General features: G+C 54.4%; 22 protein-coding genes. 7 read left to right on the forward strand and 15 right to left on the reverse strand.

Annotated features, from left to right (window positions below; all coding sequences use genetic code 11):
• Window position 1: 1 nt before the first annotated feature.
• The 6 genes from dnaN to mutM all read right to left on the reverse strand — a co-directional run bounded on the left by dnaN (window position 2) and on the right by mutM (window position 5,529).
• Entirely contained in the window at window positions 2-1,120 is a 1,119-nt protein-coding gene (dnaN, locus tag H1D41_RS16675) for a DNA polymerase III subunit beta (RefSeq protein ID WP_107496619.1), read from the reverse strand.
• A gap of 151 nt (window positions 1,121-1,271) precedes the next feature.
• Window positions 1,272-2,660, reverse strand: a complete 1,389-nt coding sequence (gene dnaA, locus H1D41_RS16680) for a chromosomal replication initiator protein DnaA (RefSeq protein WP_228849989.1) — start codon at window positions 2,658-2,660, stop codon at window positions 1,272-1,274.
• Window positions 2,661-2,692: 32 nt separating this feature from the next.
• A complete protein-coding gene (locus H1D41_RS16685; protein WP_228849990.1) occupies window positions 2,693-3,142 on the reverse strand; it encodes a rhodanese-like domain-containing protein in 450 nt (149 codons plus the stop codon).
• Window positions 3,143-3,367: 225 nt separating this feature from the next.
• Complete coding sequence (rpsT, locus tag H1D41_RS16690; protein ID WP_107496617.1) at window positions 3,368-3,631, reverse strand: 30S ribosomal protein S20; 264 nt, start codon at window positions 3,629-3,631, stop codon at window positions 3,368-3,370.
• Between the two features lie 206 nt (window positions 3,632-3,837).
• Window positions 3,838-4,614, reverse strand: a complete 777-nt coding sequence (locus H1D41_RS16695; RefSeq protein ID WP_107496616.1) for an enoyl-CoA hydratase — start codon at window positions 4,612-4,614, stop codon at window positions 3,838-3,840.
• Between the two features lie 63 nt (window positions 4,615-4,677).
• Window positions 4,678-5,529, reverse strand: a complete 852-nt coding sequence (mutM, locus tag H1D41_RS16700; protein WP_228849991.1) for a bifunctional DNA-formamidopyrimidine glycosylase/DNA-(apurinic or apyrimidinic site) lyase — start codon at window positions 5,527-5,529, stop codon at window positions 4,678-4,680.
• A gap of 93 nt (window positions 5,530-5,622) precedes the next feature.
• On the opposite strand from mutM, the gene ubiE reads away from it, so the two are divergent.
• A complete protein-coding gene (ubiE, locus tag H1D41_RS16705; RefSeq protein ID WP_107496886.1) occupies window positions 5,623-6,366 on the forward strand; it encodes a bifunctional demethylmenaquinone methyltransferase/2-methoxy-6-polyprenyl-1,4-benzoquinol methylase UbiE in 744 nt (247 codons plus the stop codon).
• The gene (gene ubiB, locus H1D41_RS16710; RefSeq protein ID WP_228849992.1) at window positions 6,367-7,899 is read left to right on the forward strand and encodes a 2-polyprenylphenol 6-hydroxylase; all 1,533 of its coding nucleotides are present in this window, start codon (window positions 6,367-6,369) and stop codon (window positions 7,897-7,899) included.
• Here ubiB and H1D41_RS16715 read toward each other — a convergent pair.
• On the reverse strand, window positions 7,896-8,558 hold the full coding sequence (locus H1D41_RS16715) for a flagellar hook capping FlgD N-terminal domain-containing protein (protein ID WP_228849993.1): 663 nt from the start codon (window positions 8,556-8,558) through the stop codon (window positions 7,896-7,898). The genes ubiB and H1D41_RS16715 overlap by 4 nt on opposite strands.
• A gap of 12 nt (window positions 8,559-8,570) precedes the next feature.
• Window positions 8,571-9,476, reverse strand: a complete 906-nt coding sequence (fliK, locus tag H1D41_RS18425) for a flagellar hook-length control protein FliK (protein WP_228849994.1) — start codon at window positions 9,474-9,476, stop codon at window positions 8,571-8,573.
• Window positions 9,477-10,454: 978 nt separating this feature from the next.
• Between fliK and H1D41_RS16725 the strand changes: the two genes are divergently transcribed.
• Complete coding sequence (locus H1D41_RS16725; RefSeq protein WP_228849995.1) at window positions 10,455-10,745, forward strand: rod-binding protein; 291 nt, start codon at window positions 10,455-10,457, stop codon at window positions 10,743-10,745.
• Between the two features lie 462 nt (window positions 10,746-11,207).
• Here the strand turns inward: H1D41_RS16725 and H1D41_RS16730 are convergent, their stop codons facing one another.
• The 4 genes from H1D41_RS16730 to H1D41_RS16745 form a co-directional block, all read right to left on the reverse strand.
• On the reverse strand, window positions 11,208-11,642 hold the full coding sequence (locus tag H1D41_RS16730; protein ID WP_228849996.1) for a universal stress protein: 435 nt from the start codon (window positions 11,640-11,642) through the stop codon (window positions 11,208-11,210).
• Window positions 11,639-14,251 carry a TRAP transporter permease gene (locus H1D41_RS16735; RefSeq protein WP_228849997.1) on the reverse strand — a complete coding sequence of 871 codons (2,613 nt, stop codon included), beginning with the start codon at window positions 14,249-14,251 and terminating at the stop codon, window positions 11,639-11,641. Before H1D41_RS16735 ends, H1D41_RS16730 begins: the two co-directional genes overlap by 4 nt.
• A 161-nt stretch (window positions 14,252-14,412) precedes the next feature.
• On the reverse strand, window positions 14,413-15,384 hold the full coding sequence (locus H1D41_RS16740; RefSeq protein WP_394355421.1) for a TAXI family TRAP transporter solute-binding subunit: 972 nt from the start codon (window positions 15,382-15,384) through the stop codon (window positions 14,413-14,415).
• Between the two features lie 99 nt (window positions 15,385-15,483).
• Entirely contained in the window at window positions 15,484-16,371 is an 888-nt protein-coding gene (locus tag H1D41_RS16745; protein ID WP_107496884.1) for a MurR/RpiR family transcriptional regulator, read from the reverse strand.
• Between the two features lie 126 nt (window positions 16,372-16,497).
• Between H1D41_RS16745 and H1D41_RS16750 the strand changes: the two genes are divergently transcribed.
• Both H1D41_RS16750 and H1D41_RS16755 read left to right on the forward strand, forming a co-directional pair.
• Window positions 16,498-17,292: a BKACE family enzyme gene (locus H1D41_RS16750; RefSeq protein ID WP_228849998.1), complete on the forward strand. Its 795-nt coding sequence runs from the start codon at window positions 16,498-16,500 to the stop codon at window positions 17,290-17,292.
• On the forward strand, window positions 17,293-18,618 hold the full coding sequence (locus H1D41_RS16755; RefSeq protein ID WP_228849999.1) for an aspartate aminotransferase family protein: 1,326 nt from the start codon (window positions 17,293-17,295) through the stop codon (window positions 18,616-18,618).
• Window positions 18,619-18,672: 54 nt separating this feature from the next.
• Here H1D41_RS16755 and H1D41_RS16760 read toward each other — a convergent pair whose 3' ends face one another.
• The 3 genes from H1D41_RS16760 to H1D41_RS16770 all read right to left on the reverse strand — a co-directional run bounded on the left by H1D41_RS16760 (window position 18,673) and on the right by H1D41_RS16770 (window position 21,926).
• Window positions 18,673-19,536: a universal stress protein gene (locus H1D41_RS16760; RefSeq protein WP_228850000.1), complete on the reverse strand. Its 864-nt coding sequence runs from the start codon at window positions 19,534-19,536 to the stop codon at window positions 18,673-18,675.
• A gap of 12 nt (window positions 19,537-19,548) precedes the next feature.
• Window positions 19,549-21,036: a SulP family inorganic anion transporter gene (locus H1D41_RS16765; protein WP_228850019.1), complete on the reverse strand. Its 1,488-nt coding sequence runs from the start codon at window positions 21,034-21,036 to the stop codon at window positions 19,549-19,551.
• 119 nt (window positions 21,037-21,155) lie between these two features.
• Complete coding sequence (locus tag H1D41_RS16770; RefSeq protein WP_228850001.1) at window positions 21,156-21,926, reverse strand: ion transporter; 771 nt, start codon at window positions 21,924-21,926, stop codon at window positions 21,156-21,158.
• A gap of 135 nt (window positions 21,927-22,061) precedes the next feature.
• Between H1D41_RS16770 and H1D41_RS16775 the strand changes: the two genes are divergently transcribed.
• A complete protein-coding gene (locus tag H1D41_RS16775) occupies window positions 22,062-22,916 on the forward strand; it encodes an SDR family oxidoreductase (RefSeq protein WP_228850002.1) in 855 nt (284 codons plus the stop codon).
• Between the two features lie 186 nt (window positions 22,917-23,102).
• Window positions 23,103-24,458 (forward strand): tetratricopeptide repeat protein, encoded by a 1,356-nt coding sequence (locus H1D41_RS16780; protein WP_228850003.1) that lies wholly within the window; start codon window positions 23,103-23,105, stop codon window positions 24,456-24,458.
• Window positions 24,459-24,486 lie beyond the last annotated feature (28 nt).

The following is a 24,486-nucleotide window of genomic DNA, read 5'->3' on the forward strand; positions in this document are numbered from 1 at the left end:
ATCACACGCGCATAGGCATCACGACATAGATCGCAGAGGTGTCATTGCCTTCGCGCATCAAGGTCGGGTCACCAGCAGAGTTGAACAGGAACACCGCGTTTTCACGATCCACCTGGTTGGCAATTTCCAGCAGGTATTTCGCGTTAAAGCCAATTTCCAGGCGCTCGTCGCCATAAGCGACGGCCAGTTCTTCTTCCGCTGCGCCGCTGTCCGGCGCATTGACGGAAAGAACCAGGCGGTCTTCATCCAGCGCCAGTTTCACGGCCCGGGAACGTTCAGAAGACACAGTTGCCACTCGATCCACGGCCTTCGCGAAATCAGAAGCATCCACTTCCATCTTTCGGGTGTTGCCCTGTGGAATCACGCGGGTGTAATCCGGGAAGGTGCCGTCGATGACTTTGGATGTCAGGGTGATATCCGGGGTTGCGAAACGCACTTTGGTTTCAGACACGGACACAGCGATCTGCATATCATCATCATCCAGAAGTTTGCGCAGCTCACCCACGGTTTTGCGGGGCACAATCACACCAGGCATTTCCAGTGCATCTGCAGGCATTTCTGCATCAATACGCGCCAGACGGTGGCCATCGGTCGCAACACAACGCAAAACCTTGCCTTCTTCACCATCCGCGATGTGCATGTAGACACCGTTCAGGTAATAGCGGGTTTCCTCAGTGGAAATTGCGAATTTTGCTTTGTCGAACAGACGGCGCAAATCCGGTGCTTTGGCACTGAAGTTTGCAGAATACTCAGATGTTGCCATCACAGGAAAATCTTCGCGCGGCAGAGTTGCCAGAGAGAAATTCGAACGCCCCGCCTCAACCGTGATACGGCCCGCTGCAGGATCTTCAGTCAGGGTCACAAGCGCACCATCAGGAAGTTTGCGCACGATTTCATGCAGCGTGACCGCGGAAACTGTAGTCGCACCCGCACGTTCGACCTGGGCGACGGTTTTATCAACCACCTCGATATCAAGGTCAGTCGCGCGAAAACTGGCAATGTCGCCTTCGGCTTCGATCAGAACATTTGCAAGGATCGGAATAGTATTGCGGCGCTCAACAACTGATTGGGCCTGCGACACGGCTTTCAGAAGGGCTGCGCGCTCGATGCTGAGTTTCATTCCGGTGCTCCTTGTTAATCGGGTCAACCCGCCGGGACGCTGACTGTAGCGCATCCCCGCGACCCGTTAAATCGTTTTTTCGGAATGTCCAATGGAAAGGCCGGGGCGTCAAGACCCCGGCCCTTAATCCGTTGCAATTCTGTGGCAAAAATCAGGCTTCGAGCGCCCGACGCAACAGTTCCAGATCATCTTCGATCTGAGAATCCGAAATTCGCAGCTCTTCGATACGTTTTACACCATGCATAACCGTGGTGTGGTCGCGGCCACCAAAGCGACGCCCGATGTCCGGCAGAGAACGGGAAGTCAGCTGCTTGGCCAGATACATTGCGACCTGACGTGGGCGGGCGATTGTGCGCACACGGCGCGGGCCGATCATCTCGGACAGGCGAATGTTGTAGTGTTCCGCGACTTTACGCTGAATTTCGTCAACTGTGATCTTACGATCCGAGGTGCGCAAAACATCAGCCAGGCAATCCTGTGCCAGTTCAAGTGTGACTTCCCGGCCAACAAGCGACCCGAAAGCAAACAGACGGGTCAATGCGCCTTCAAGAACACGAACATTAGTGGAAATCCGGTGCGCGAGGAATTCAAGAACACCATCCGCGATGTGCAGGGATGGATCTTTCAGCATGTGCTGTTCGGTCTTATGCTGCAGAATGCCCAGGCGCAGTTCATAATCTGTCGGATGCAGATCCACGACCAGGCCGCTTTGCAGACGAGAGCGAATGCGATCTTCCAGTTCCTTGATCTCACCCGGGGCACGATCTGCGGAAATGATGATCTGCTTGTTCTGATCAACCAGTGCGTTGAAGGTATGGAAGAATTCTTCCTGTGTAGAACCTTTTCCGGCGATGAACTGAACGTCATCCACCATCAAAATATCCACAGCACGGAAGATCTGCTTGAAATCCATCATCTTCTTGTCGCGCAGAGCCTGCACGAACTTATACATGAACTGTTCTGCAGACAGGTACACAACATTCAGATCAGGGCGTTGCGTCCGCAGTTGATTTGCAATCGCGTGCATCAGGTGCGTTTTACCAAGACCAACACCGCCATAAAGGAACAGCGGATTGAAGGCCACTTCGCCACCTTCGGCAACACGGCGTGCCGCTGCATGGGCCAATTCGTTCGGCTTACCAACGACAAAACTGTCAAACGTAAATCGCGCATCAAGAGGCGCACCAGGAACCGTACCCGTAGAACGGGCAACTGCAGCCTTTTTACGCGGAGCAGAAGACACAGGTACTTCGGATATCTGTTCTGCCTTTGGCGCTGTCGCGCGCTTCGGTGAACGTGCAGCATTCACCGAAAATTCCAGACGGCTTACGGCCTGCCCGCTGCTTTTCAGCAGCTGAACAATGTCATCGCCAAAATTGCGAGACACCCAGTTCCCCATAAAATTCGTCGGCACACGGAAGACAGCCACACCATTGTCCAGACCGGAGAGCTCAAGCGGCTCAATCCAGTTGACATAGTTGTTCTTTCCAACGGTAGCTTCGAGGTCTTCTCTGATATCGACCCAGGATTGGTTTATCATTATTTTTATACCCGCTTCGTCAACGTCCAAATTTATGACTGACGCCACGCCAGTCCTCTCAACTTCCAGCCGTTAAGCTGGCCCCTCTGTCCCTCTGCGTTCAGATCACCTTCAAACCCTTCGGCTACATTGATGCATTGCACCGGCTTCCCACAGCCAGACAACAGATCAGCCACCGCTCGCGCGGCATGAAGTGAACGCACCCCGGATCGGCACAGGAAAAGCAGCTTGTCCGGGATTTCCCCGTTCAGTGCTTCCAGAACCTGTTCCCCGAAGTGCGGGTTTGCAGACATTGAAGGAAAACTGGCCCATTCGACGAAAATTGTCTCCTGGTTCAGATCCCTTAGATCAGGAACGCCAACGAACCCCCATTCGGCGCGTGTCCTGACATCAATAAACTTGCAGCTGGTTTCGTTTTTCAAAAGCTCCCAGGCATCCTGTGGAGAAATGTTAAGAATATCAGAAACCACCCGTGGGTTCATTGCTTGTCCCCTTAGGTAACGTGAATCGCAGGAGCAAGTTAGCAAGCTGTCAGCAGCCCACGCAACAGAACTTCACGCTTGACTCTCACTTTGCTGAAACGAATCCGAAGGGAGGAAAATTTCCTTATAAAACGAGGTATTTTTCTGCGTTTGCGATGCGGCAAATGCAAAAAAGGCGCACCCGGACGGATGCGCCTTTTAATAGAATCAGCAATCTTTTGCAGATCAGCCCAGAGCTTTTACACGAGCAGACAGACGAGAGATTTTGCGTGATGCAGTGTTCTTGTGAACAACGCCTTTTGTAACGCCGCGCATCAGTTCTGGCTGTGCGTCTTTCAGAGCCGCAGCAGCTGCAGTCTGGTCACCGGAAGCAATCGCTTCTTCAACTTTACGCAGATATGTACGGATGCGGGAACGACGTGCTTTGTTAACGGTAAAGCGGGTTTCGTTCTGACGGGCGCGTTTTTTTGCCTGAGGCGTATTAGCCATGTGTTCGGTTCCTTTTTGCCGGACAAGGCCGGACATTGAATTCTGTTCTGCGCTACAGGTCCGACCGGGTTTAAGAACCGATGATTCTGGCCAGAGCGGGCCTCACGCGCATGTATAGCGGCGGTAACTAAGGTATTTTCACAGAAATGAAAACCCCAAAATGCCTGAAAACCTGCCCCGGATTATAAACCAGGGCAGGTCCTTGATTATTTATCGCGGAATTGGGCCTGACGCTTATCAAGAAACGCCCCCATACCCTCTTTCTGATCCTCAGATGCAAAGAGAGAATGGAATGCGCGGCGTTCAAACAGCAGACCCTCAGACAGCGTGGTTTCCCAGGCGCGGTTCACTGTTTCCTTAACGACCATAGAGGTCAGCATGGATTTCTCAGCAATCTTCTGCGCGGCGCTCATGGCTTCTTCCATCAGCTTTTTCGCAGGCACTACGCGGGATACCAGCCCAGAGCGTTCTGCTTCTTCGGCATCCATAAAGCGGCCGGTCAGGTGCATATCCATAGATTTGGATTTACCAACATAACGTGACAGGCGTTGTGTCCCGCCAATACCCGCAACAACACCAAGGTTGATTTCCGGCTGGCCGAATTTCGCGGTGTCAGACGCAATGATGAAATCACACATCATCGCAAGTTCACACCCACCGCCCAGCGCATAGCCGGACACAGCCGCGATAATCGGTTTACGGGATTTCACCAGCTGATCGGTCTCGGGACCAAAAAGATCGTTCATATAAACATCAACGAAGCTCTTCTCAGACATCTCTTTGATATCCGCACCCGCAGCAAAAGCTTTGTCGGAACCGGTGATAATGACACAGCGCACTTTGTCATTTTCTTCTGCGGCTTTCACCGCATCCGCCAGTTCTGCCAGCAAGGTGCTGTTCAGGGCGTTCAGCGCATCCGGGCGGTTCAGCCGGATGGTTTTGACGTGGTCTTCGATCTCGACGATCAGCGTCTCATAGGCCATGGTTTTCTCATCTGTTGCCTCTGGTCAGGATGCAGCCTTACCAAAGCCTGCCCCCGGATCAAGCTATCTTTGGCATTGCGCACAGAAGAAAGTTGAGCGTCCGGATTGCGTGATTCGGCTGATTTCACCGCCGCAACCGGGCGTTTGGCACGCCTCTCCTTCGCGGCCATAAACCTTAAAAGAGTGTTGAAAATAACCAAGTTCCCCATCTGCCTGCCGGTAGTCCTTCAGGGATGATCCCCCGGCCTCAATCGCCTCTGACAGAACCTCTCTGATCGCGGGTACCAGGGTCGAAATTTCCGCTGCGTCAATTCCCCCAACCGGCCTTGTCGGCACGATGCCGACCCGGTTCAACACTTCACAAACGTAAATATTGCCGAGTCCCGCGACGATTTTCTGATCAAGCAGCGCCAATTTCACCGGCGTTTTGCGCCCGCTGAATTTCTCTTTCAGCAGATCTTCATGAAAGTCATTGCCCAAAGGTTCCGGCCCCAGGCCGGCCAGCATCTTATGTTCCTGAACCCTATCAGTCGTGGCGAGGTCCATCGCCCCGAAGCGTCGCGCATCATTAAAGGTCACCCGCCCGCCGCCAGACATGTGCAACACCACATGGTCATGCTTCTGCTGTTCCTGGTGATCATGAAAGAAATCACCAATCTTCACACCAGACACCTGCATGCGTCCGGACATGCCCAGATGAATGATCAGAGTTTCAGCCGTATCCAGATCTGCCAAAATATACTTCGATCGCCGCCGCAGGGCATTCACCCGCGCCCCTGTCAGTCGCGCGGTCATGTTTTCGGGAAACTTCCAGCGCAGCCCATCCCGACGCACCTCAGCCTGTTCAATCACTTCACCTTCCATCGCGGGCAACAGCCCCCGGCGCACGGTTTCCACTTCGGGTAATTCAGGCATATCTGCTCCTGTGTAAAAGCAGCGCATTGTATGCGCGGGTCATGCCTTATATGAGGGTGTGAACAGATGGACGACAAGCCCGGGACTGCACGCATGACTGACAAAACCACACATTTCGGATTTCAGACCGTAAACGAGACCGAAAAGGCCGGGATGGTGCATGGGGTGTTTACCAATGTCGCCTCGAAATACGATGTCATGAATGATGCGATGTCCATGGGCATTCACCGGGTCTGGAAAGATGCGATGATGGACTGGCTTGCGCCGCGCCCGGGGCAACGCCTGCTGGATGTTGCGGGCGGCACCGGTGATATTTCATTTCGCTTCCTGAAACGCGCCGGTTCTGGCCATGCGACTGTCTGCGATATGACCGAAAGCATGTTGGTTGAAGGCAGTCAGCGCGCAGAAGCAGGCACCATGGCGGACAGTCTTGACTGGGTTGTGGGCGATGCGATGGCTTTGCCTTTTGAAAGCAACACCTTTGACGTTTACACGATTTCATTTGGCATCCGGAACGTCACCCGCATTCCTGACGCCCTGCGCGAAGCTTACCGTGTGCTGCGCCCGGGCGGTCGCCTGATGGTTTTGGAATTCAGCCAGATCCCAAATGATATGATGCAGAAAGCCTATGATCTGTATTCCTTCAATGTCATCCCGAAGATGGGCCAAATGATTGCCGGGGATGCAGACAGCTATCAGTATCTTGTCGAATCCATCCGCAAGTTCCCGCAACAGGACGTCTTTGCCGATATGATCCGTGAGGCCGGATTTGATCAGGTGAAATACCGCAATCTGTCCATGGGCATCGCAGCCCTGCATTCCGGCTGGAAGATTTAAATGCGTGGTCCCCATAATATCTGGCGCCTGATCCGCACCGGCGCCACGCTTGAACGTACTGGCGCGATGAAAGTTGTGCTGGATGCGATGGACGCACCGGCGCCTTTGCGCATTGTTGCCCGCGCCTTTGCCTGGCCTGTGCAATGGCTGGGCGTCAAAGGTGATCCGGACATGCCACCAGTCACACGTGCCCTGACAGCGCTTGGTCCGGCTTACATCAAATTTGGTCAGGTTCTGTCGACCCGCCCGGATGTGGTCGGCGATGAACTGGCCACGCAATTGCGCGTTCTTCAGGACCAGCTGCCTGCATTTTCGTCTGAAGTCGCCCGGAAATGCATCGAAGATGAACTTGGCCGTCCGGTGGATGAGATGTTCTCGGAGCTCAGCGAACCCGTCGCGGCGGCATCCATTGCCCAGGTGCACAAAGCCCGGCTGCGTGAGACTGGCGAAGAGGTTGCAGTGAAAGTTCTGCGACCAGATGTTGAACGCGCCTTCCGCAAAGATATTGATGCGTTTTACTTTGCGGCATCCGTTGTTGAATTTCTGTCTCCGGCCTCACGCCGCCTGCACCCCCATGATGTGATCGCCCATTTTGAAGGCGTGGTGCTGGGTGAACTGGATCTGCGCCTTGAAAGCGCCTCTGCGTCAGAATTTTCCGCCAATACGATGAACGACGCCGGTTTTCAGGTGCCAGGCATTCGCTGGCATCTGTCTGGCCGTCGGGTGATGACCCTCGACTGGGCAGAAGGTTCTGGCATGGGCGACAACGACGCCCTGGACGCGGCCGGTCATAACCGTCCGGAGCTGGCCGCGCGCGTGCTGCAACTTTTCCTGTCTCATGCACTGCGTGATGGCTTCTTTCATGCGGATATGCACCAGGGCAACCTGAAGGTCGCAGCAAACGGGAATATCATTGCCTATGATTTCGGGATCATGGGGCAGATTGATGAATATACCCGCCGGGTTTATGCGGAAATTCTTTATGGGTTCATCAAGCGTGACTACAGGCGCGTTGCAGAAGTCCATTTTGAAGCCGGCTACGTGCCTGCCCATCAGGATGTCGATGAATTTGCCCGTGCGCTGCGCGCTGTTGGCGAACCCATTTTCGGCGTCGACGCCAGCGGTATCTCTATGGGGTCTCTGCTTAGCTATCTGTTTGAGGTCACTGAACGTTTCGGCATGGAAACCCGGACAGAGCTGATCCTTCTGCAACGCACCATGGTTGTCGTAGAAGGGGTTGCGCGTTCCCTGGATCCGCAGATGAACATCTGGGACGTCGCGAAACCAATTGTCGAAAGTTACATCAAAGACAGCATTGGGCCGCGGGCCGTAATTGGTGATCTGGTCCGCACTGTAAAGGTTTTAGGGCGCTTCGGCCCGCGCCTGCCGCAAATCGCAGAGGCTGCGTTAATCCAATACAGCCAATCCCCACCACCTGCGCCGGGGCCATCACCACTGCGCTGGATCGCATGGCTTTCTGGCGGCGCCCTGCTGCTGGCCGTCGGCTATGCAGCAGGAATGTATCTGGGTTAGCCAGGACTGCGGAGCGCCGAAACCGCGTCAATGCTCACCAGCGCTCCGCCCTTCAGCACGGCAACCGATTGCCCGTCAACACCGCGCACCTCAACCACTTCTGCGTATACTTCGGCAGGGGTTTCAATCAGGCTTTCTCCATTCAGAAAACTTTCAACCGAAAAGTTGTAAACCCCATTCGGCAAGGGTGTGCCATCGGTCCCAACACCGGCCCAGTCAAAGCTTTCCGTCGATTTTGGGATCTGTTCGCGATGCACGACATTGCCCTCTTCATCCCGGACAACCAATTCTACATTGTCGGCTCCGACGGCGGGATTGGGAGACACTTCAATAGGCGTTCCGTCGAACAGCACTGGCGCTGCAGCCCTTGCTTCCATTCCGATCCATCCCGCCATTTGTGATAGCCCCATAGATCCGAATTGTGTGCCAAGCGCCGTCAGAAGATCATTGGTCAGCACCTGCTGTTCCACACTGGAAAATGTTGCCAACTGAACCGCGTAATCTTCAGATTCAATCGGGTTCAATGGGTCCTGATTCTGAATTTGCGCCGTAAGCATCTTCAGAAATGTATCAAAGTCCGAACTGATTGCAGCATTCGAATTTGTCTGATTTTGGGACTGACCCGGCACATTATTGCCGGACGCCTGAGTAACCTGCATTTCACTATTCCTTTACAGTCTGAGATCAAGACCAGTTCTTGCCCCGGTCATCGCATTAATTCTGACAGGTGATTGTTTCTCGGTGTCAGCGACCGGCAACGCGTCACTCTGGTTGTCAGGGGTTTCACCACGCGCATCACTGAAGCCATCCTGCTGACCACCTGGATCCTGTTCCACAAATTCCAGGTTCACCCCCGAAAGTCCGACATCCTGAAAATCCTGCAGAAGAATATCAATATTCCTGCGGATCAACGCCAGAGTTTCACCACGTTCCGCAGTAACCGTTACAGTCAGTGCACCGTCCTGAAGGAGAAAGTTCATCCTGACCCGACCAAGTTCCTCTGGTGACAGCATCAGTTCAACCGGCCCGTCCGAATGGCGTACAGCCACTTCCATCAACTGCTGAGAGATCCGCGCAAATTGTGCCGTGCCATCTTGCTGAGGCAGGGTCGTGATGTTGGCGGGTGTCGTACCCCGAGAGGTTCCCACCTGTTCACCACCGGCAACCGCCATTTCATCAATCGCTGTGGTCATCTCAACAGATGCGAATTCGGGTTCCAGAACCAGGGCAGGCACCACAGGCTGACCCGTAATAACTGATTCTCGTTGGGGAACGGGGCCAGTCCGGGTGTTGGCAAACCTCTCTGTCCCCTCCACAACAAGCGACCATAATTTACCGGCGTCATTCGATGTTCCTGACCGTTTTTCAACTGGCCTTTTCTCCGACGCATCCGCAGCCATAGACGTGTGCAAACTTACACGTTCCGAAGCTGTCGTGCCCGGGTTTCCATTCGCAGCAATAGAAACAGATTCGGTCTTCTGTGCGGCCTGCCCTGAATCCAGTTCACGGACCGCCGGGCTGGAATGTGCTGTGGTGGTTTGTGTCAGACCTTCAGCACCACCTGTATCAGTTCTCACTATAGCCGACCTGACAGCAGTGTGTGCATCCGGGCCTTCGCGCGTTTCTCCTGCAACCTGCCTGGTGGTCAGAGGTATTGCGACCTCAGGTAACGAGTGCCGGACAGGAGGGGGATCCTTCAACGTATTTCTGCCCGACCATATAGCCGCGCTATGAGTTTCATGCGCACGGCCAGGCACTCCATTTTGCGCCGCATCTTCAACAGGCTGCCTGCGAATACCGGCTAATTGCATTGCCTCACTGAATGGCACACGTGGATCAGACGTTGTCTGTTGCGTGTCTCGGCCCTCATCGCCCCATCCAGGCGGGGACGTGGGCAATGCATCTGTTTTGCCCTCAGATCTGTTACCTTCTGGTATAACCGTCTGGGCCTTCTGCGCTGACATCGCTTCCGCGGGTATCAAGCTCTGCTTACCACGTTCTGTTCCAGGTGGCATCGCAGGCCCTCCTGGCACTTCCGGCACGTCAGACGAGAGCTGCGTTGTAACGCCGCCTCGGGGTTCCGCTTCCCGCAGATCAACAGTGACCGGCATCACCTCGACTTCAGACTGCAAACTGCTTCCAACCCGATCACTTTCCTGATCTGTCAACTTCTGCCCGCCCCCATTGACCGGTAAAGAAATCCGACTCTCCGACATTGCAATGGGTACTTTGTCTTCAGAAGGCAAAACCTGCATCAATGCAGTCTCAGGCACGTCTTCCGCACGAGTATCCAGGTCTTCACCAAGAAAGACGCCTTCAAATTCACCCGTCCCTTCGCTTTCTGCCTCAGCCTCAGCCTGCGAAACCGGAACAGCTGGATTACCTGTCGCAGCTTTCTGCGGCACGATCTTCAAAATTGTATCTGCGTTTATTGCATTCTGCATGGATCACCCGGATTGCTTCCGTTGCAGATTTATGCCCCGACAGGAGTTACCAGTTTCTTTACCAAACAGAGGTAAAACAGAAAAACTATCTTCAATTGGAAAGAAATTCTGATGACCGAAGTGAACATTTCACCACCCTCTAACCCATTGCAATCGCGTAGCTCTCCCCAGCCAACACCTGAGAATGATCCGCTTTGGGACGTTGCGCAGAAACTGGAAGCAAGCTTTCTTTCTGAAATGCTGAAGGCTGCCGGGCTGGGCGAAACCCGCGAAAGCTTTGGCGGCGGGATTGGCGAAGATCAGTTCAGTTCTTTTCTGCGCGATGCTCAGGCCAGTGAGATGGTCAGGCAAGGCGGGATCGGCCTTGCACAAAGCTTGTTTGAAGCCCTGAAGGAACAATAATATGTCGAAAAACTTGCATACAGCCTTGGAAAACACACGTGCCTCTCTGATCGCGGGCAACCTCAGCGACCTGCCATCTCTCGTGATACAGACAGAAGAACTGATCCAGAGATTGCCCGTTCAGAAAAATGATATGACAACCTTACGTGAACTGCGAAAGCAAGCGCGCCGGAACCTGCACTTGCTTGATGCTGCGCGCAGAGGTTTCAGAGACGCCAGGGAAAGGCGCGTACAAATCGAAGAAGTTGCGCAGGGGCTGAAAACCTACAACAGATCGGGAAGCTTTCGCCCGCGGACACAACCCGGCCGACTTGAACACAAGTCATAGAAAGTTTGGGCTGCTGCCGGACAACACACAACTGAGTGATCTGATCTGCCCTGCATTGAATGGGTAAAATGGGGCCGAAACGCAAACGGCGCGAGATATTCCCGCGCCGTCTGTTGTCTTATTTTCTTAGCGGCTTAACTGCGCACGATATGCACAGAAACCGTGGCATGGCGTGCAACGCGGGCAGCGTTGGGGCCAAGCAGATAGTCTTTGAAATCCGGCTTATGCGCCCCGATCACGATCAGCTCACTGCCGGCCGCGACGGAGGTTTTCAGAATTTCTTCATAGGCTGTACCAACGGCCACCAGGTGACGCACCTTGGCGTTTGCCTCCACCCCCAGCACATCCGTGCAAAGGGTGTTCAGCGCCGCTTTGGCTTCTTCCATGGCCTGGTCGGTATGGGTCTTGTCAAAGAAAGACCCTACCACGCTCATGCCGAAATCCGGAATGACGGTGATCACATCAAGTGTCGCGCCTTCCATTGCGGCAAGCTTTGCAGCCTTTTGCAGAACCACTGTATCCACAGCCGGCAAGCTGACGTCTACAGCACAGAGTACGGAACCACTCATGCCATTTCTCCTTCTTTGCGGGAACGTGCAAGCTGCAGCATCCCGATGAGGCCCAGGAAAATCAACGCAGGGATAAACACCAGTTCTTTTGGTGATTGTTCTGCAGTTGCTTTGGCGGATGCTACGGTCACAACTTCATCACCGTAGAAATCAAAACCACCCAGTTTGGTCGAGAACGTTGTTTGCGGGAAAGGTTCTTCCAGCTGCACAGCGTCGCCTTCAACCATGGTTGACAGGCCAAAGGCTGCAAGACGTTCTTCACCGGTTGGTTCGTCACCCACTGGCAGAACCAGGGTTACGTCCTTGCTTTCGAGGGTATCGAAATCAGGGCCGCGTACAACGATGCGAACTTCGTCACCCGGGTTTGCTTCCCCAAGAGCCTGCGCCAGATTTGCCGGTTCAACCGCGTTAAACGGGGGCTGAATGCGGTTCATCACATAGTCAGGACGGAAGAGAACAAATGCGATCGCCACAAGTGCAATGCTTTCGTAGATCTTCGATTTGGTCAGCCACCAGCCCATTGTGCCCGCAGTGAACACAAGGATCGCTATGGTCGAGACAATGGCAACGAGTATCCCCTGCGTCCAGGTCACATCAATCAACAACAGATCGGTGTTGAAGATGAACACAAACGGCAGAGCCACGGTGCGCAGTGAATAGAAGAACGCAACGAAACCGGTCTTGATCGCATCACCACCAGACACAGCCGCCGCCGCAAAGCTGGCAAGCCCCACAGGTGGCGTCACATCCGCCATGATCCCGAAGTAGAACACAAACAAGTGTACCGCGATCAATGGAACGATCAGGTCGTTTTGCGCGCCAAGTTCCACAACCACACCCGCCATGAGAGAGCTCACAACAATGTAGTTCGCAGTGGTCGGCAGGCCCATACCCAGGATCAAGGACAGGATGCCAACCAGCACCAGCATGGCAACCAGGTTACCACCGGACAGGAACTCAACCAAATCCGCCATCACCTGACCAATACCTGTCAGGGTCACGGTGCCCACGATCACGCCAGCCGTTGCTGTTGCCAGCGCGATACCGATCATGTTGCGGGCGCCGTCAATCAGACCCTGCATCAGGTCAACCAGGCCATCCTTGAACGCAATTGCGAACTGGTTCTGACCGCGGAACATTTCCTTCAGAGGACGCTGGGTGACCAGGATCACCAGCAGCAGCGCAGTCGCCCAAAACGCCGACAGGCCAGGGGAGCTTTGCTTGATCATCAGGAAGTAGACCAGCACCAGAATTGGCAGAAGGTAATACAGACCCGCTTTGTAGATTTCACCAATGATCGGAAGTTTAACTTCTTTTGCATTGGGGTCATCCGGTTCCAGATCCGGCACAGAAGCCGCAAGCTTCAGAAGCAGAACATAGATCCCCAGAACAACTGCCGTCAGGACAACACCTGCCGCAGATGGAACAAGGCTTGTCACCGCATCCACCGGATATTGCGTGCCGTAACACAGGCCTGCGAACACGATGAAAAAGCTGAACATACCAACGATGGTACGGGCCATTGTGATTTCGCGCTCTGCTGTCAGGGTTGGCATGTTTTTCTTAACCGCCTCAAGGTGCACAATGTACACAAGCGCGATGTAGGAAATAGCCGCTGGCAGGAAGGCGTGGGTGATCACCTGGATATACGGTGTTGATGTGTATTCCACCATCAGGAAGGCCGCAGCCCCCATAACAGGTGGCATGATCTGACCGTTCACAGAGGATGCAACTTCAACCGCACCGGCTTTCTCGGAAGAGAACCCAACACGTTTCATCAGAGGAATGGTAAACGTACCTGTTGTCACAACGTTGGCGATGGAGGAGCCGGAAATCAGACCGGTCGCCGCAGAACCCACAACAGCCGCTTTCGCCGGACCACCACGCAAGTGACCAAGGGCGCCAAAAGCCATCTTGATAAAGTAGTTGCCCGCCCCCGCCTTATCCAGCAATGCGCCGAACAAAACAAAGAGGAACACGAATTTGGTAGAAACACCCAACGCAATACCGAACACACCTTCAGAGGTGATCCACATATGCGACATGGCTTTCTTCAGGGATGCGCCTTTCCATTGGATCACTTCAGGCACCCAGTCAGCGGAACCGAAGAAGACATACATCAGAAAGATAGAGGCAAGCGTTGCCATAGCCGGGCCAAGTGCGCGCCATGCGCCCATGAACAGGATGATCAGGCCGCTAAGCGCGAACCATTTGTCCATATTGTCCGCGAGGCCACCGGCATCCACGATCTTCTGGTAGAAGAAGTAGCCGTAAAGCGCGATCAGACCACCGGCAACTGCCAGGATCCAGTCGTAAAACGGAATGTAGTCACGCGGGCTTTTCTTGGTCAGCGGATAGGCCAGGAACACCAGGAACAGCGCAAAGCTGAGGTGAAACAGGCGAGAGTTGTTAATGATAGAACCAGGCAGAATGTAAGGTGCCCATGGTGACGCCAGCAGGATCTGGAACAGGGACCAGACAATAGCGACAACCGCCATCATCGTGCCCACAGCGCCTGCCGGGCTACGCGCGCCAGCGTCAGAAGAGGCAACCAGTTCCTGGAGCTCTTCCTCGCTTAATGCGCCGGAATTCTCGGTGTTTTGTGACATATGTCCCTCCCGGACATGCCGCGATGTCAGATGCGGCCGGAGATTGTAATTGGGGTACACCACCTGAGCGCCCGTCTTATATGCGGACTGTCATCGTCAGGTGTAGAAAAGGGGCGGCACAAGAAACGCCGCCCCCCAATACTCAGATCAGGTGCAATCGATTACTCGATCCAGCCCTGCTCACGGTAGTATTTCGCAGCGCCATCATGCAGAGGAGCGGACAGACCAGCGGTCGCCATTTCTTCTGGTGTCAGGTTTGCAAATGCAGGGTGCAGGCCTTTGAAGTCATCAAAGTTTTCGAAGATGGAAGATACGAGCGCGTATACAACGTCTTCAGAAACATTGGTGGAAGATACAAAGGTTGCGCCAACACCAAAGGTGCCTACGTCAGCATCGTTACCACGGTACATGCCACCAGGAACGGTTGCTGTACGGTAGTAAGCGTTGTCGTTGATCAGACCATCAACAGCTTCGCCGGAAACTTCAACAATCACGGAATCACATGCTGTGGTTGCTTCCTGAATGGTGCCGGAAGGGTGGCCAACAGTGAATACCATTGCGTCGATCTGGTTGTCGCAAAGCGCTGCGGACTGCTCAGCAGGCTTCAGCTCAGTTGCCAGAGCGAAATCGTCAGTGGTCATGCCGGAAGCTTCCATCAGAACTTCCATGGTGCCACGTGCGCCGGAACCTGGGTTACCGATGTTTACGCGCTTGCCAGCAAGGTCAGCGAAAGTTGAGATGCCGGAATCAGCACGTGCAACAACTGTGAAGGGCTCTGGGTGTACAGAGAATACTGCACGCAGCTCTTCGAATGCACCAGCTTCTTCAAACTTGGAAGTGCCGTGGAATGCGTGGTGCTGCCAGTCAGACTGTGCAACGCCGAATTCCAGCTCGCCTTCGCGGATGGTGTTGATGTTGTAAACAGAACCACCAGTGGATTCTACGGAACAACGTACACCGTGGTCACGACGGCCTTTGTTTACCAGACGGCAGATTGCGCCACCGGTTGGGTAATAAACGCCAGTAACACCGCCGGTGCCGATTGTGATGAACTGCTGGTCCTGGGCCATAGCGCCACCGGTTGCCAGTGTCGCAGCGGTCGCCAGACCGAACATAAATTTCATCGATGTCATATGATAACTCCCTATACATATTAATAGCTGTAGGAAGGGTCTTTGCCCCCTGAAGCTTTGCATAAGGTGTCCGACAGTCACGGGATTGTCATGCAAAAACTAATGTTTTTTTTGTTTTGTCCAATAGGCATCGATATCGCTTCGTAATTCTTCATACGATGCGATGCGTTTTTCCGCCTCTTCCCCGCCGCGTTTCACAAGCAGCGCCAGGATATTTTCAATCACAGCCATTGCCCCGGCATAACAACCAAAGAAATGTGTGGTCACGATAGATACAACCAGGACTTCGTCCGGCACCAAATCCGACGCGATCACATCGGAATCCGAAATAACGATCAGTTTTAAACCTCTGGATTGTGCGAACTGACACGCCCGGATCGTTTCATTCGAATAGGGCGTGAATGTAACAACAATCAGAAGATCGTTTTCATCCGCATAATTCAGTTCGTCTATTGAACTGTTCATATGCCTTGGAATTAACTGCAATGAAGGCAGGGCCATACGTCCAACATAGTGAAAGTAGTAGGCCAGTCCGTAACTTGCACGTACCCCTGTCAGGTACACATTGCGCGCATTGAACATCATGTCGACCACACGCTTAAGTTTATCCGGGGAAAGGTTATGAAGAGACCGCTGAATGATATTCAAAGAATTCAACGTCGCCTCTGCCTGGACCGGTCCGGTATCTTCATAAGCCGCAACCGCTTCGATCCACTCCAGATCATCTGAAAGTTCAGAACCGGAAACCAGCGCTGTACGGAACGGGGCGCGTAGATCTTCAAAACCTTCAAGACCAAGATGTTGCGCCATACGCACGAGCGTATAGGTACTGACGCCCGCCTTACGTGCGGTCACCCGGATCGGATCAAGCCCGAAGTCCGCCTGATTGTCGACGATATACTTCGCCACAACCTGCAATCGGGGGGAATAACCTTCAAAATCGGTCTTAAGCGTTGAAAGTATTTTGGTTTTTACGGTCGGATCCATGTTTTTCGCCCATTGATTCGCCTGAAAAAGCATAACATTTGTTATTTTGGCCGTCGATTGACTAATTCTGTGATTTCACCAGTTTCATAGGAGCGCAACAGAAAACGCACGAAAAGGAATCACCGGATGTCCCGGATATTTTCAGTGACCGTCGCCCCGAACGGGGCAAGACGCGGAAAAACAGATCACCCTGCCTTGCCAATTGCCAATGCAGAGATTGCCCAGACAGCGGCCTCATGCCATGCGGCAGGGGCACAGGCAATCCATCTGCATGTGCGTGATGACAACGGTCAGCATTCCCTGGATGCCGGGCGATATCGCGAAGCAATGGCAGCGGTACAGACTGCGGCCCCGGGCATGGCTATCCAGATCACCACAGAATCTGCCGGGATCTACGATGTGGCCGCGCAATATGACTGCCTGGCGGCACTGACCCCGGCGGCGGCCAGTGTGTCCGTTCGGGAAATGGCGCGTGACGAGGCAACCGCTGCCAGGCTATATGCGCTGGCGGCAGAGGCGGGAACCGATCTGCAGCACATCCTTTACAATGCCGGCGATATTGAACAGCTGGCGGTCTGGATGAACAAAGGCATCGTGCCAGCCGAGATGCGCAGCGCCATATTTGTGCTGGGGCAATATAACCCTGCCATCCATGCGCAACCGTCTGATCTGCAAATCTTCCTGCGGGCGGGGCATGATCTGTACCTTGACTGGACGATCTGTGCTTTTGGCCCAAATGAACTTGCCTGCGCCCGCGCAGCACTTGCGGCGGGCGGAAATGTCCGGGTAGGATTTGAAAACAATCTGCTGCGGCCTGATGGTACGCCTGCCCGCGACAATGCTGAACTTGTTGCCCTAACTGTTAACGAAGGCCTTGATCTGGGCCTGACACCTTCCACACAACTCCCGAAAGCCTGTTAAATGTCTCACGTATTTCCCCGCCACACCAAAATTTCCCCGCCTATGGCCGCAAGCGGTGACGGCTGTTATCTGATCGACACCAACGGCAAGCGTTACTTTGACGGATCTGGCGGCGCGGCGGTGTCTTGCCTTGGGCATTCCGACACGGATGTCACCGAAGCTGTGAAAGCGCAATTGGACCAGCTGGCCTTTGCGCACACCAGCTTTTTCACCTCCCAACCCGCCGAAGATCTGGCGGATCTGTTGGTGGAACACGCGCCCGAAGGCATTGAACGCGTCTATTTCGTGTCCGGCGGGTCCGAGGCAACTGAATCAGCGATCAAACTGGCGCGTCAGTATTTCGTGGAAAAAGGCCAACCCCAGCGCCGCCACCTGATCGCCCGTAAGCAAAGCTATCACGGCAACACAATCGGTGCGCTGTCCGCTGGCGGCAACGCATGGCGTCGTGAACAATTCGCGCCACTGCTGCTGGACATCAGCCACATCGCGCCGTGTTACGAATATGTGCTGAAGGCCGAAGGCGAAAGCGCCTATGATTACGGTCAACGCGCCGCGCAGGAACTGGAAGATGAAATTCTGCGTCTGGGTGAAGACAGCGTCATGGCGTTTATGGCGGAACCTGTGGTTGGTGCGACGTCCGGTGCGGTGCCGGCTGTGGAAGGCTATTACAAACGCATCCGCGAAATCTGTGACAAATACGGTGTGCTTCTGATCCTGGACGAAGTCATGTGTGGCATGGGCCGCACCGGGCATCTATACGCCTGTGAAGCCGACAACGTGCGCCCGGACATCCTGTGCATCGCCAAGGGTCTTGGTGCCGGGTATCAGCCGATTGGCGCGATGCTGTGTTCTGGTGAAATCTACAAAGCGATTGAAGACGGCACCGGGTTCTTCCAGCACGGCCACACCTACCTTGCGCATCCTTGTGCGACGGCGGCGGGTCTGGCGGTTGTGAAGGCGATCCTGGGTCGTGGCCTTCTGGATCGTGTGAAAGATATGGGCGAGAAACTGCAGGCGGCGCTTGTGGCTGAATTTGGTCAGCACCCACATGTGGGTGACATCCGTGGTCGTGGGTTGTTCCGCGGGATCGAGATCGTGAAAGACCGCGAAACCAAAGAACCGTTCGATCCGGCACTTGGCCTGGCTGGGAAGCTGAAGAAAGCGTGCTTTGCAGAAGGCCTGGCCTGTTACCCAATGGCAGGCACACGCGACGGCAAAACCGGCGACCACATCCTGCTTGCCCCACCCTACATCATGACCGAGGAACAGATCCCCGACATCATCGAGCCCCTGAAACGGGCGATGGCGCAGATCATTCCATCCTGAGAAACAAAAAGAGCCGCGAACATCTCGCGGCTCTTTTTCGGTATTGGGTGTGGTTCAACGCACCAGTAGAAGCGGCACCTGGCAGGTGCGGATCATCTCAGTCGTGGTAGAGCCGATGATCAGGCGGCGAATGCGGGAATGGCCGTAGGCGCCCATGACCAGCATATCAGCCCCATCAGGGTTATCATCCTGGCCGGCGACGTGAATACGTGCAGCGATGACTTCGGTTGCGGTGCCTTCTGTGATCTCGTGAGAGACGTCAAAACCAGCGGCTTTCAACGTCGCGGCGGCCCCTTCGATCGCGTGCTTTGAACCATCAATACCCGCGCTGATCACCCGAGCTTCGAGACCGGCAAAGGTTTTCGCCTGGGCCAGATGGTTCACAGCTTTCATCGCGGTTTTGCCGCCGTCAAAGGCCAAAAGGAAGCTTTTGGGTTCCGTGAAGGCACGCGACGCAACCAGAACCGGAATGGCGCTGGTGCGGACAACGCGTTCCAGGTTGGACCCCAGATGACCCGAAGCAAAATCAGCGTTTTCACCGCGTTTGCCGACCACCACAAGGCTTGCGGATTTTTCGGCTTCCAGCAGTTCTTCCAACAGATCGCCATGGCGCAGACGGGTTGTGACATCAGTCACGCCCGCCGCTTTGATGCGGGTTTCCGCGTCTTCCAAAATCGCGCGGCCACGTTCATTGGCCAGTTTCGCTTGTTGTGCATCCAGATCCGCCAGCTGATCCATCAGCTTTGATCGTGCACCCAAACCGATGTTGCCAGACAGGTTGCTGTCGGCGTCCAGCTTGCGGGTGATGATGTGCAGAACTTCAACGCTGTGGCCTTCGCGCGCGGCAATCCAGGCGGCGTAATCACAGGTGCTTTCAGAATAGGCAGACCCATCTACCAATGCGATAATCTTGCTCATATCACGGCTCCCTTAATGGCCCATGAGGCGTTCAAGCGCGCCCGGTTTATCATGTTCAGACAGACGGCCCATCAGGGTTTCGCTGGCTGCGTTCATGCCGATAATCTCAACCTCGGCCCCGTCACGGCGGAATTTCAGAACCACCATATCAATTGCTGAGATAGATGAAATATCCCAGATATGCGCGGTGCTGACGTCAATTGTCACACGGTCCAGAACTTCGCCGAAATCAAACGCGTCGGCAAGATCAGGCGCGGTTGCGAAGAACAGCTGGCCCTCAACAAGGTAGTCACGTTGGCGACCATCCTCAGACAGTTTCGACGTCACACGGAAGACCGCAGCGATTTTCCAGGCAAAGAAGATGCCCGACAGAAGCACACCCGTCAGAACGCCAAGCGCAAGGTTATGCGTGTAAACCGTGACCACCACAGTCGCCAACATCACGATGGATGAAGCACGCGGGTGTTCACGCAGATCGGTGATGGAGGACCAGGAAAACGTCCCGATCGACACCATGATCATGATCGCAACAAGCGCAGGCATCGGGATAACCGCAACCCAAGCACCCAGAACCACGATCAGAAACAGCAGGAAAACACCGGCTGCGAAACAGGACAAACGCCCGCGCCCGCCAGATTTCACGTTGATCATGGATTGGCCGATCATCGCACAACCCGCCATGCCACCGATGAAACCGGTTGCAGTGTTGGCGATGCCTTGACCGATACATTCCTGGTTTTTGTCAGATTTCGTGTCGGTCAGATCGTCAACCAGCTTCGCTGTCATCAAGCTTTCCAGCAGGCCAACAACCGCAATCGCAGCCGCAACGGGGAAGATGATTTGCAAGGTCTCCAAGTTCAACGGAATTTGCGGGATCAGGAAGACCGGCAAAGTATCCGGCAGCGCGCCCATGTCACCCACGGTGCGCACATCAAGGCCCAGCCACAGATACAACGCCGTCAAAACAACGATGGTCACAAGTGGGGAAGGAATGGCGTTGGTGATATAAGGAAACAGGTAAATAATCGCGAGACCACCGGCAACCATCATATAGGTCGTCATATTGACGCCTTCGGTGCCGAAATCAAGTTCGGGCAATTGCGCCATGAAAATCAGGATCGCCAGCGCGTTCACAAAGCCCGTCATCACAGAGTTGGACACAAAGCGCATGACATTGCCAAGCTTCAAAAGCCCCGCAAGAATTTGCAGCAAGCCGGCCAGAACCGTGGTCGCGAGAAGATATTCAAGCCCGTGGGTTTTCACGAGCGTAATCATCAAAACCGCGGTCGCCGCGGTGGCGGCGGAAATCATGCCCGGACGCCCACCAACAATCGCAGTGATCACAGCGATGGAGAAACTGGCGTAAAGGCCAACCTTGGGGTCAACACCCGCGATAATTGAGAAAGCGATGGCTTCCGGAATCAGCGCCAGCGCCACAACAAGCCCCGCCAGCAGGTCGGCGCGGATATTGCCGAGCCAGTCTTGTTTCAGGCTGCTCATAAAATCAGTTTGCACAGGTCACACTCCGGTCAGTTCGCGTTTGTCACGCGCATACTTCAGGAGGCGGCAAATAGCCAGCCTTGCGCCCGTTTTTCCCTGTGTCGCTTTGCAAGTGCGGCTTAACTGCGCCGTTCTTTCAAAAGCGCTTCAATCGATTCCAGCCGTGACATAACTTCGTCACGATAATTGTCGGTACGTTCCACATCTTCTTCGTGGTGCGCATCCTGCATGGAATTCACGATCAGACCGACCAGAAGGTTCACAACCGCAAACGTGGTGAGCAGGATGAACGGCACGAAGAAAACCCACGCATAAGGGAATGTCTCCATCACGGGGCGCACGATCCCCATAGACCAGCTTTCCAGCGTCATAATCTGGAACAGCGTATAGGCAGACAGGCCCAAAGTGCCGAACCACTCTGGGAAATCGCCTCCAAATAAGCGCGTGGCGATCACAGCGCCGATATAAAAGATAAGCGCCATAAGAAGGAAAACCGATGCCATACCGGGCAAAGCGGAAATAAACCCTTCAACCACCCGCCGCAAACGTGGCGCGGCGGAAATCACACGCAGCACCCTGAGAATACGCAATGCACGCAGAACCTTAAACTGGTTCCCGCCGGGAACCAGCGCCAGGGCAACAATCGTAAAATCAAACAGGTTCCAGCCATTGCGGAAAAACGACAGGCGCTGGACGAATAATTTCAGGGCAATTTCGACAATGAAGACCCCAAGGCACAGAAGATCAAGAAACTGAACCAAACCGCCGATACGCGACATGACCTGCGGGTATGTTTCCAGACCTAAAAGCACGGCGTTCATCAGAATGATTGCGATGATAAAATTCTGAAAACGGGTACTTTCAACAAATTTACGAATTTGGTTCTGCATATCCGGGCCTGTTTCTTGCGTTAAGCCCTACTTACGACACTGAACCGGGCAATCAACCCCCAGGGCAATATGGTTTCTGTGAATAAGCAGTATTCCTCCCTTGTCCAGACCCGGAACAAACCCCAGAATAGAGACATGACAAAACATCTTCTCAGCATTGGCCACGGCCTGTCCGCCCGCACCCTGACCCCGTCCCTGATTGCAGAGGGCTGGACTGTCACCGGCACAACCCGCAGCCCGGAAAAGGCGGCGCGTGTGGTTGAAAGCGGCGCGACACCGATGATCTGGCCCGGCGAAGATCTGGCCGGTGCAATTGCAAAAGCTGACGCTGTGTTGATTTCCAGCGGTCCATCTGCTGACGGCTGCCCGGTGCTGAATGCCGCAACCGATGCCCTGAAAGAAAATGCATCACGTCTGGAATGGGTCGGGTATCTGTCGACGACAGGCGTCTATGGCGACTTTCAGGGTGGCTGGGTAGATGAAGATACACCTGCCGATCCCGCAACCCGACGCGGGAAGTGGCGCAAGGAAGCAGAAGACAACTGGCTTGCCTTGACTGAAAGCCACGGGCTGCCCGTGCATATCTTCCGTCTTGCGGGCATTTACGGACCGGGGCGCGGTGCCATTGCCAAAGTTCTGAACGGCACCGCCCGGCGGATCATTAAGAAAGATCAGGTATTTTCCCGCACCCATGTAGATGACATCGCCCAGGTTCTGATGGCTTCCATGGTGAAACCGAACCCGGGGCGCATCTATAATGTCTGCGATCATGATCCGGCCCCACCCCAGGATGTTCTGGCAGAAGCCGCCCGCCTTCTGGGCCGTGACCTTCCGCCAGAAGAAGATTTTGAAACCGCCGACATGACACCCATGGCGCGGACATTTTACGCGACCAGCAAACGTGTCCGGAATGATCGCATCATCAATGAACTGGGCGTGAAGCTGAAATATCCCGACTATAAAAGTTGCCTGAAGGCGTTGGTTTCCTAATATTCAGGGCAAAAACCCGCCGCACCAAAACACCTCAAAGCTGAAATTCGCTGATAATCCTTCATTTATCACGAAGCGTTACACCTTTGGTCAAATGGACGTTACCTGCTGCAACATCGGGTATCCGCCCGAAACAGGCGTCATTAAAGTGGCATCAGTTTTGATCACCTGAAGGTAACACCATCCATGAACGATATTTTCGGCACAGAGGTTTCTCTTGAAACCACCGCGGCTTGCGACGCCTGGAATGAAATGCAGCTGGCCTTTCTGGCGCATTCCGCCGCGACCCCGGGCCATCTGGCGAATGTTCTGGAACGTGAACCGGGTTTTGCCGCGGCACATGCAGTAAAGGGTTTGTTTTACCTGATGCTGGGCAAACGTGAACTTTTCTCTGTGGCGACAGAGGCCATGCAGGCGATCAACGCCCTGCCAGCACCGCGTCTTGCACGTGAACGCCATATGGTGCGCGCACTGGAGCTTTGGCTGGAAGGGCATATTTTTCAGGCCCGTGATGAAATCGAAAAAATCCTGAAAGTGCTTCCCACTGATGCGCTGGCAATGAAGGTTTCCCATGCGATTTCCTTCATCATGGGTGATCATAAAATGATGCGGCAATCTCTGGAAAACGTGCTGCCGGCCTATGATCCGACACATAAAGCCAGTGGTTACCTGAAAGGGTGCTACGCTTTTGCCCTGGAAGAAACCGGCGAATACGCCCGCGCCGAAGAAATCGGCCGCGAAGGCGTACTTCAGGCTCCGGATGATGCATGGGGCCTGCATGCGGTGGCACACGCCTATGATATGACCGCGCAAACCGCGAAAGGTCTGGACTGGTTGACCGGACGCGAGGCATCCTGGGCACATTGCAACAACTTCCGCTATCACGTCTGGTGGCATAAGGCGCTGATGTTGCTGGAAAGTGGCCAGGTTGATCAGGTGTTTGACCTCTATGATCGTGAAATTCGCGCCGACAAAACCGATGATTACCGTGATATTTCCAACGGCACGGCGCTACTGCAACGGCTGGAACTGTATGGCCATGATGTGGGTAATCGCTGGGAAGAAATGGCGGACTTCTCTGAAAATCGCACCGAAGACGGCTGCCTGATCTTTGCCGATCTGCACTATATGCTGGCCCTGATGGGCGGGAACCGCAAAGACGCGATCCGCAAAATTATGGCCCGGATGCAACGCGATGCCGCGCGCAACGGATCTGACGCAGATCGTGTGATGGCAAACCCCGGCCTGGCTGCAATGAGTGGCCTTGAAGCGTTTTCCGAAGCTGATTTCAGCGGCGCTTTTGCGCAACTGTCCACCGCCCGTAAAACCATGCAACTTGCCGGGGGCAGCCATGCCCAGCGCGATGTGTTTGACCGGATCACCATTGATGCCGGCATTCGCAGCGGCGCCTTTGATGCAGCCGAAGCCTTCCTGAAAGATCGTCAGATGCAGCGGGGTGGGGCGGAAGATAATTTCGCGAGCGTCCGTTTTCAGATGATATCCGACGCACGTGGCGATGCACAAAAGCAGCCCGCCGAATAAAATAAACAGTACCAAACGACAGAAGACT

Source organism: Halocynthiibacter styelae, from assembly GCF_016123485.1.
In the GTDB taxonomy this organism is placed as follows: Bacteria; Pseudomonadota; Alphaproteobacteria; order Rhodobacterales; family Rhodobacteraceae; genus Halocynthiibacter; species Halocynthiibacter styelae.

Coding starts and splice junctions, on each gene's coding strand:
- dnaN (WP_107496619.1), bottom strand. CDS start 1,120: ATGAAACTCAGCATCGAGCGCGCAGCCCTTCTGAAAGCCGTGTCGCAG.
- dnaA (WP_228849989.1), bottom strand. CDS start 2,660: ATGATAAACCAATCCTGGGTCGATATCAGAGAAGACCTCGAAGCTACC.
- H1D41_RS16685 (WP_228849990.1), bottom strand. CDS start 3,142: ATGAACCCACGGGTGGTTTCTGATATTCTTAACATTTCTCCACAGGAT.
- rpsT (WP_107496617.1), bottom strand. CDS start 3,631: ATGGCTAATACGCCTCAGGCAAAAAAACGCGCCCGTCAGAACGAAACC.
- H1D41_RS16695 (WP_107496616.1), bottom strand. CDS start 4,614: ATGGCCTATGAGACGCTGATCGTCGAGATCGAAGACCACGTCAAAACC.
- mutM (WP_228849991.1), bottom strand. CDS start 5,529: ATGCCTGAATTACCCGAAGTGGAAACCGTGCGCCGGGGGCTGTTGCCC.
- ubiE (WP_107496886.1), top strand. CDS start 5,623: ATGACTGACAAAACCACACATTTCGGATTTCAGACCGTAAACGAGACC.
- ubiB (WP_228849992.1), top strand. CDS start 6,367: ATGCGTGGTCCCCATAATATCTGGCGCCTGATCCGCACCGGCGCCACG.
- H1D41_RS16715 (WP_228849993.1), bottom strand. CDS start 8,558: ATGCAGGTTACTCAGGCGTCCGGCAATAATGTGCCGGGTCAGTCCCAA.
- H1D41_RS16725 (WP_228849995.1), top strand. CDS start 10,455: ATGACCGAAGTGAACATTTCACCACCCTCTAACCCATTGCAATCGCGT.
- H1D41_RS16730 (WP_228849996.1), bottom strand. CDS start 11,642: ATGAGTGGTTCCGTACTCTGTGCTGTAGACGTCAGCTTGCCGGCTGTG.
- H1D41_RS16735 (WP_228849997.1), bottom strand. CDS start 14,251: ATGTCACAAAACACCGAGAATTCCGGCGCATTAAGCGAGGAAGAGCTC.
- H1D41_RS16740 (WP_394355421.1), bottom strand. CDS start 15,384: ATGACATCGATGAAATTTATGTTCGGTCTGGCGACCGCTGCGACACTG.
- H1D41_RS16745 (WP_107496884.1), bottom strand. CDS start 16,371: ATGGATCCGACCGTAAAAACCAAAATACTTTCAACGCTTAAGACCGAT.
- H1D41_RS16750 (WP_228849998.1), top strand. CDS start 16,498: ATGTCCCGGATATTTTCAGTGACCGTCGCCCCGAACGGGGCAAGACGC.
- H1D41_RS16755 (WP_228849999.1), top strand. CDS start 17,293: ATGTCTCACGTATTTCCCCGCCACACCAAAATTTCCCCGCCTATGGCC.
- H1D41_RS16760 (WP_228850000.1), bottom strand. CDS start 19,536: ATGAGCAAGATTATCGCATTGGTAGATGGGTCTGCCTATTCTGAAAGC.
- H1D41_RS16765 (WP_228850019.1), bottom strand. CDS start 21,036: ATGAGCAGCCTGAAACAAGACTGGCTCGGCAATATCCGCGCCGACCTG.
- H1D41_RS16770 (WP_228850001.1), bottom strand. CDS start 21,926: ATGCAGAACCAAATTCGTAAATTTGTTGAAAGTACCCGTTTTCAGAAT.
- H1D41_RS16775 (WP_228850002.1), top strand. CDS start 22,062: ATGACAAAACATCTTCTCAGCATTGGCCACGGCCTGTCCGCCCGCACC.
- H1D41_RS16780 (WP_228850003.1), top strand. CDS start 23,103: ATGAACGATATTTTCGGCACAGAGGTTTCTCTTGAAACCACCGCGGCT.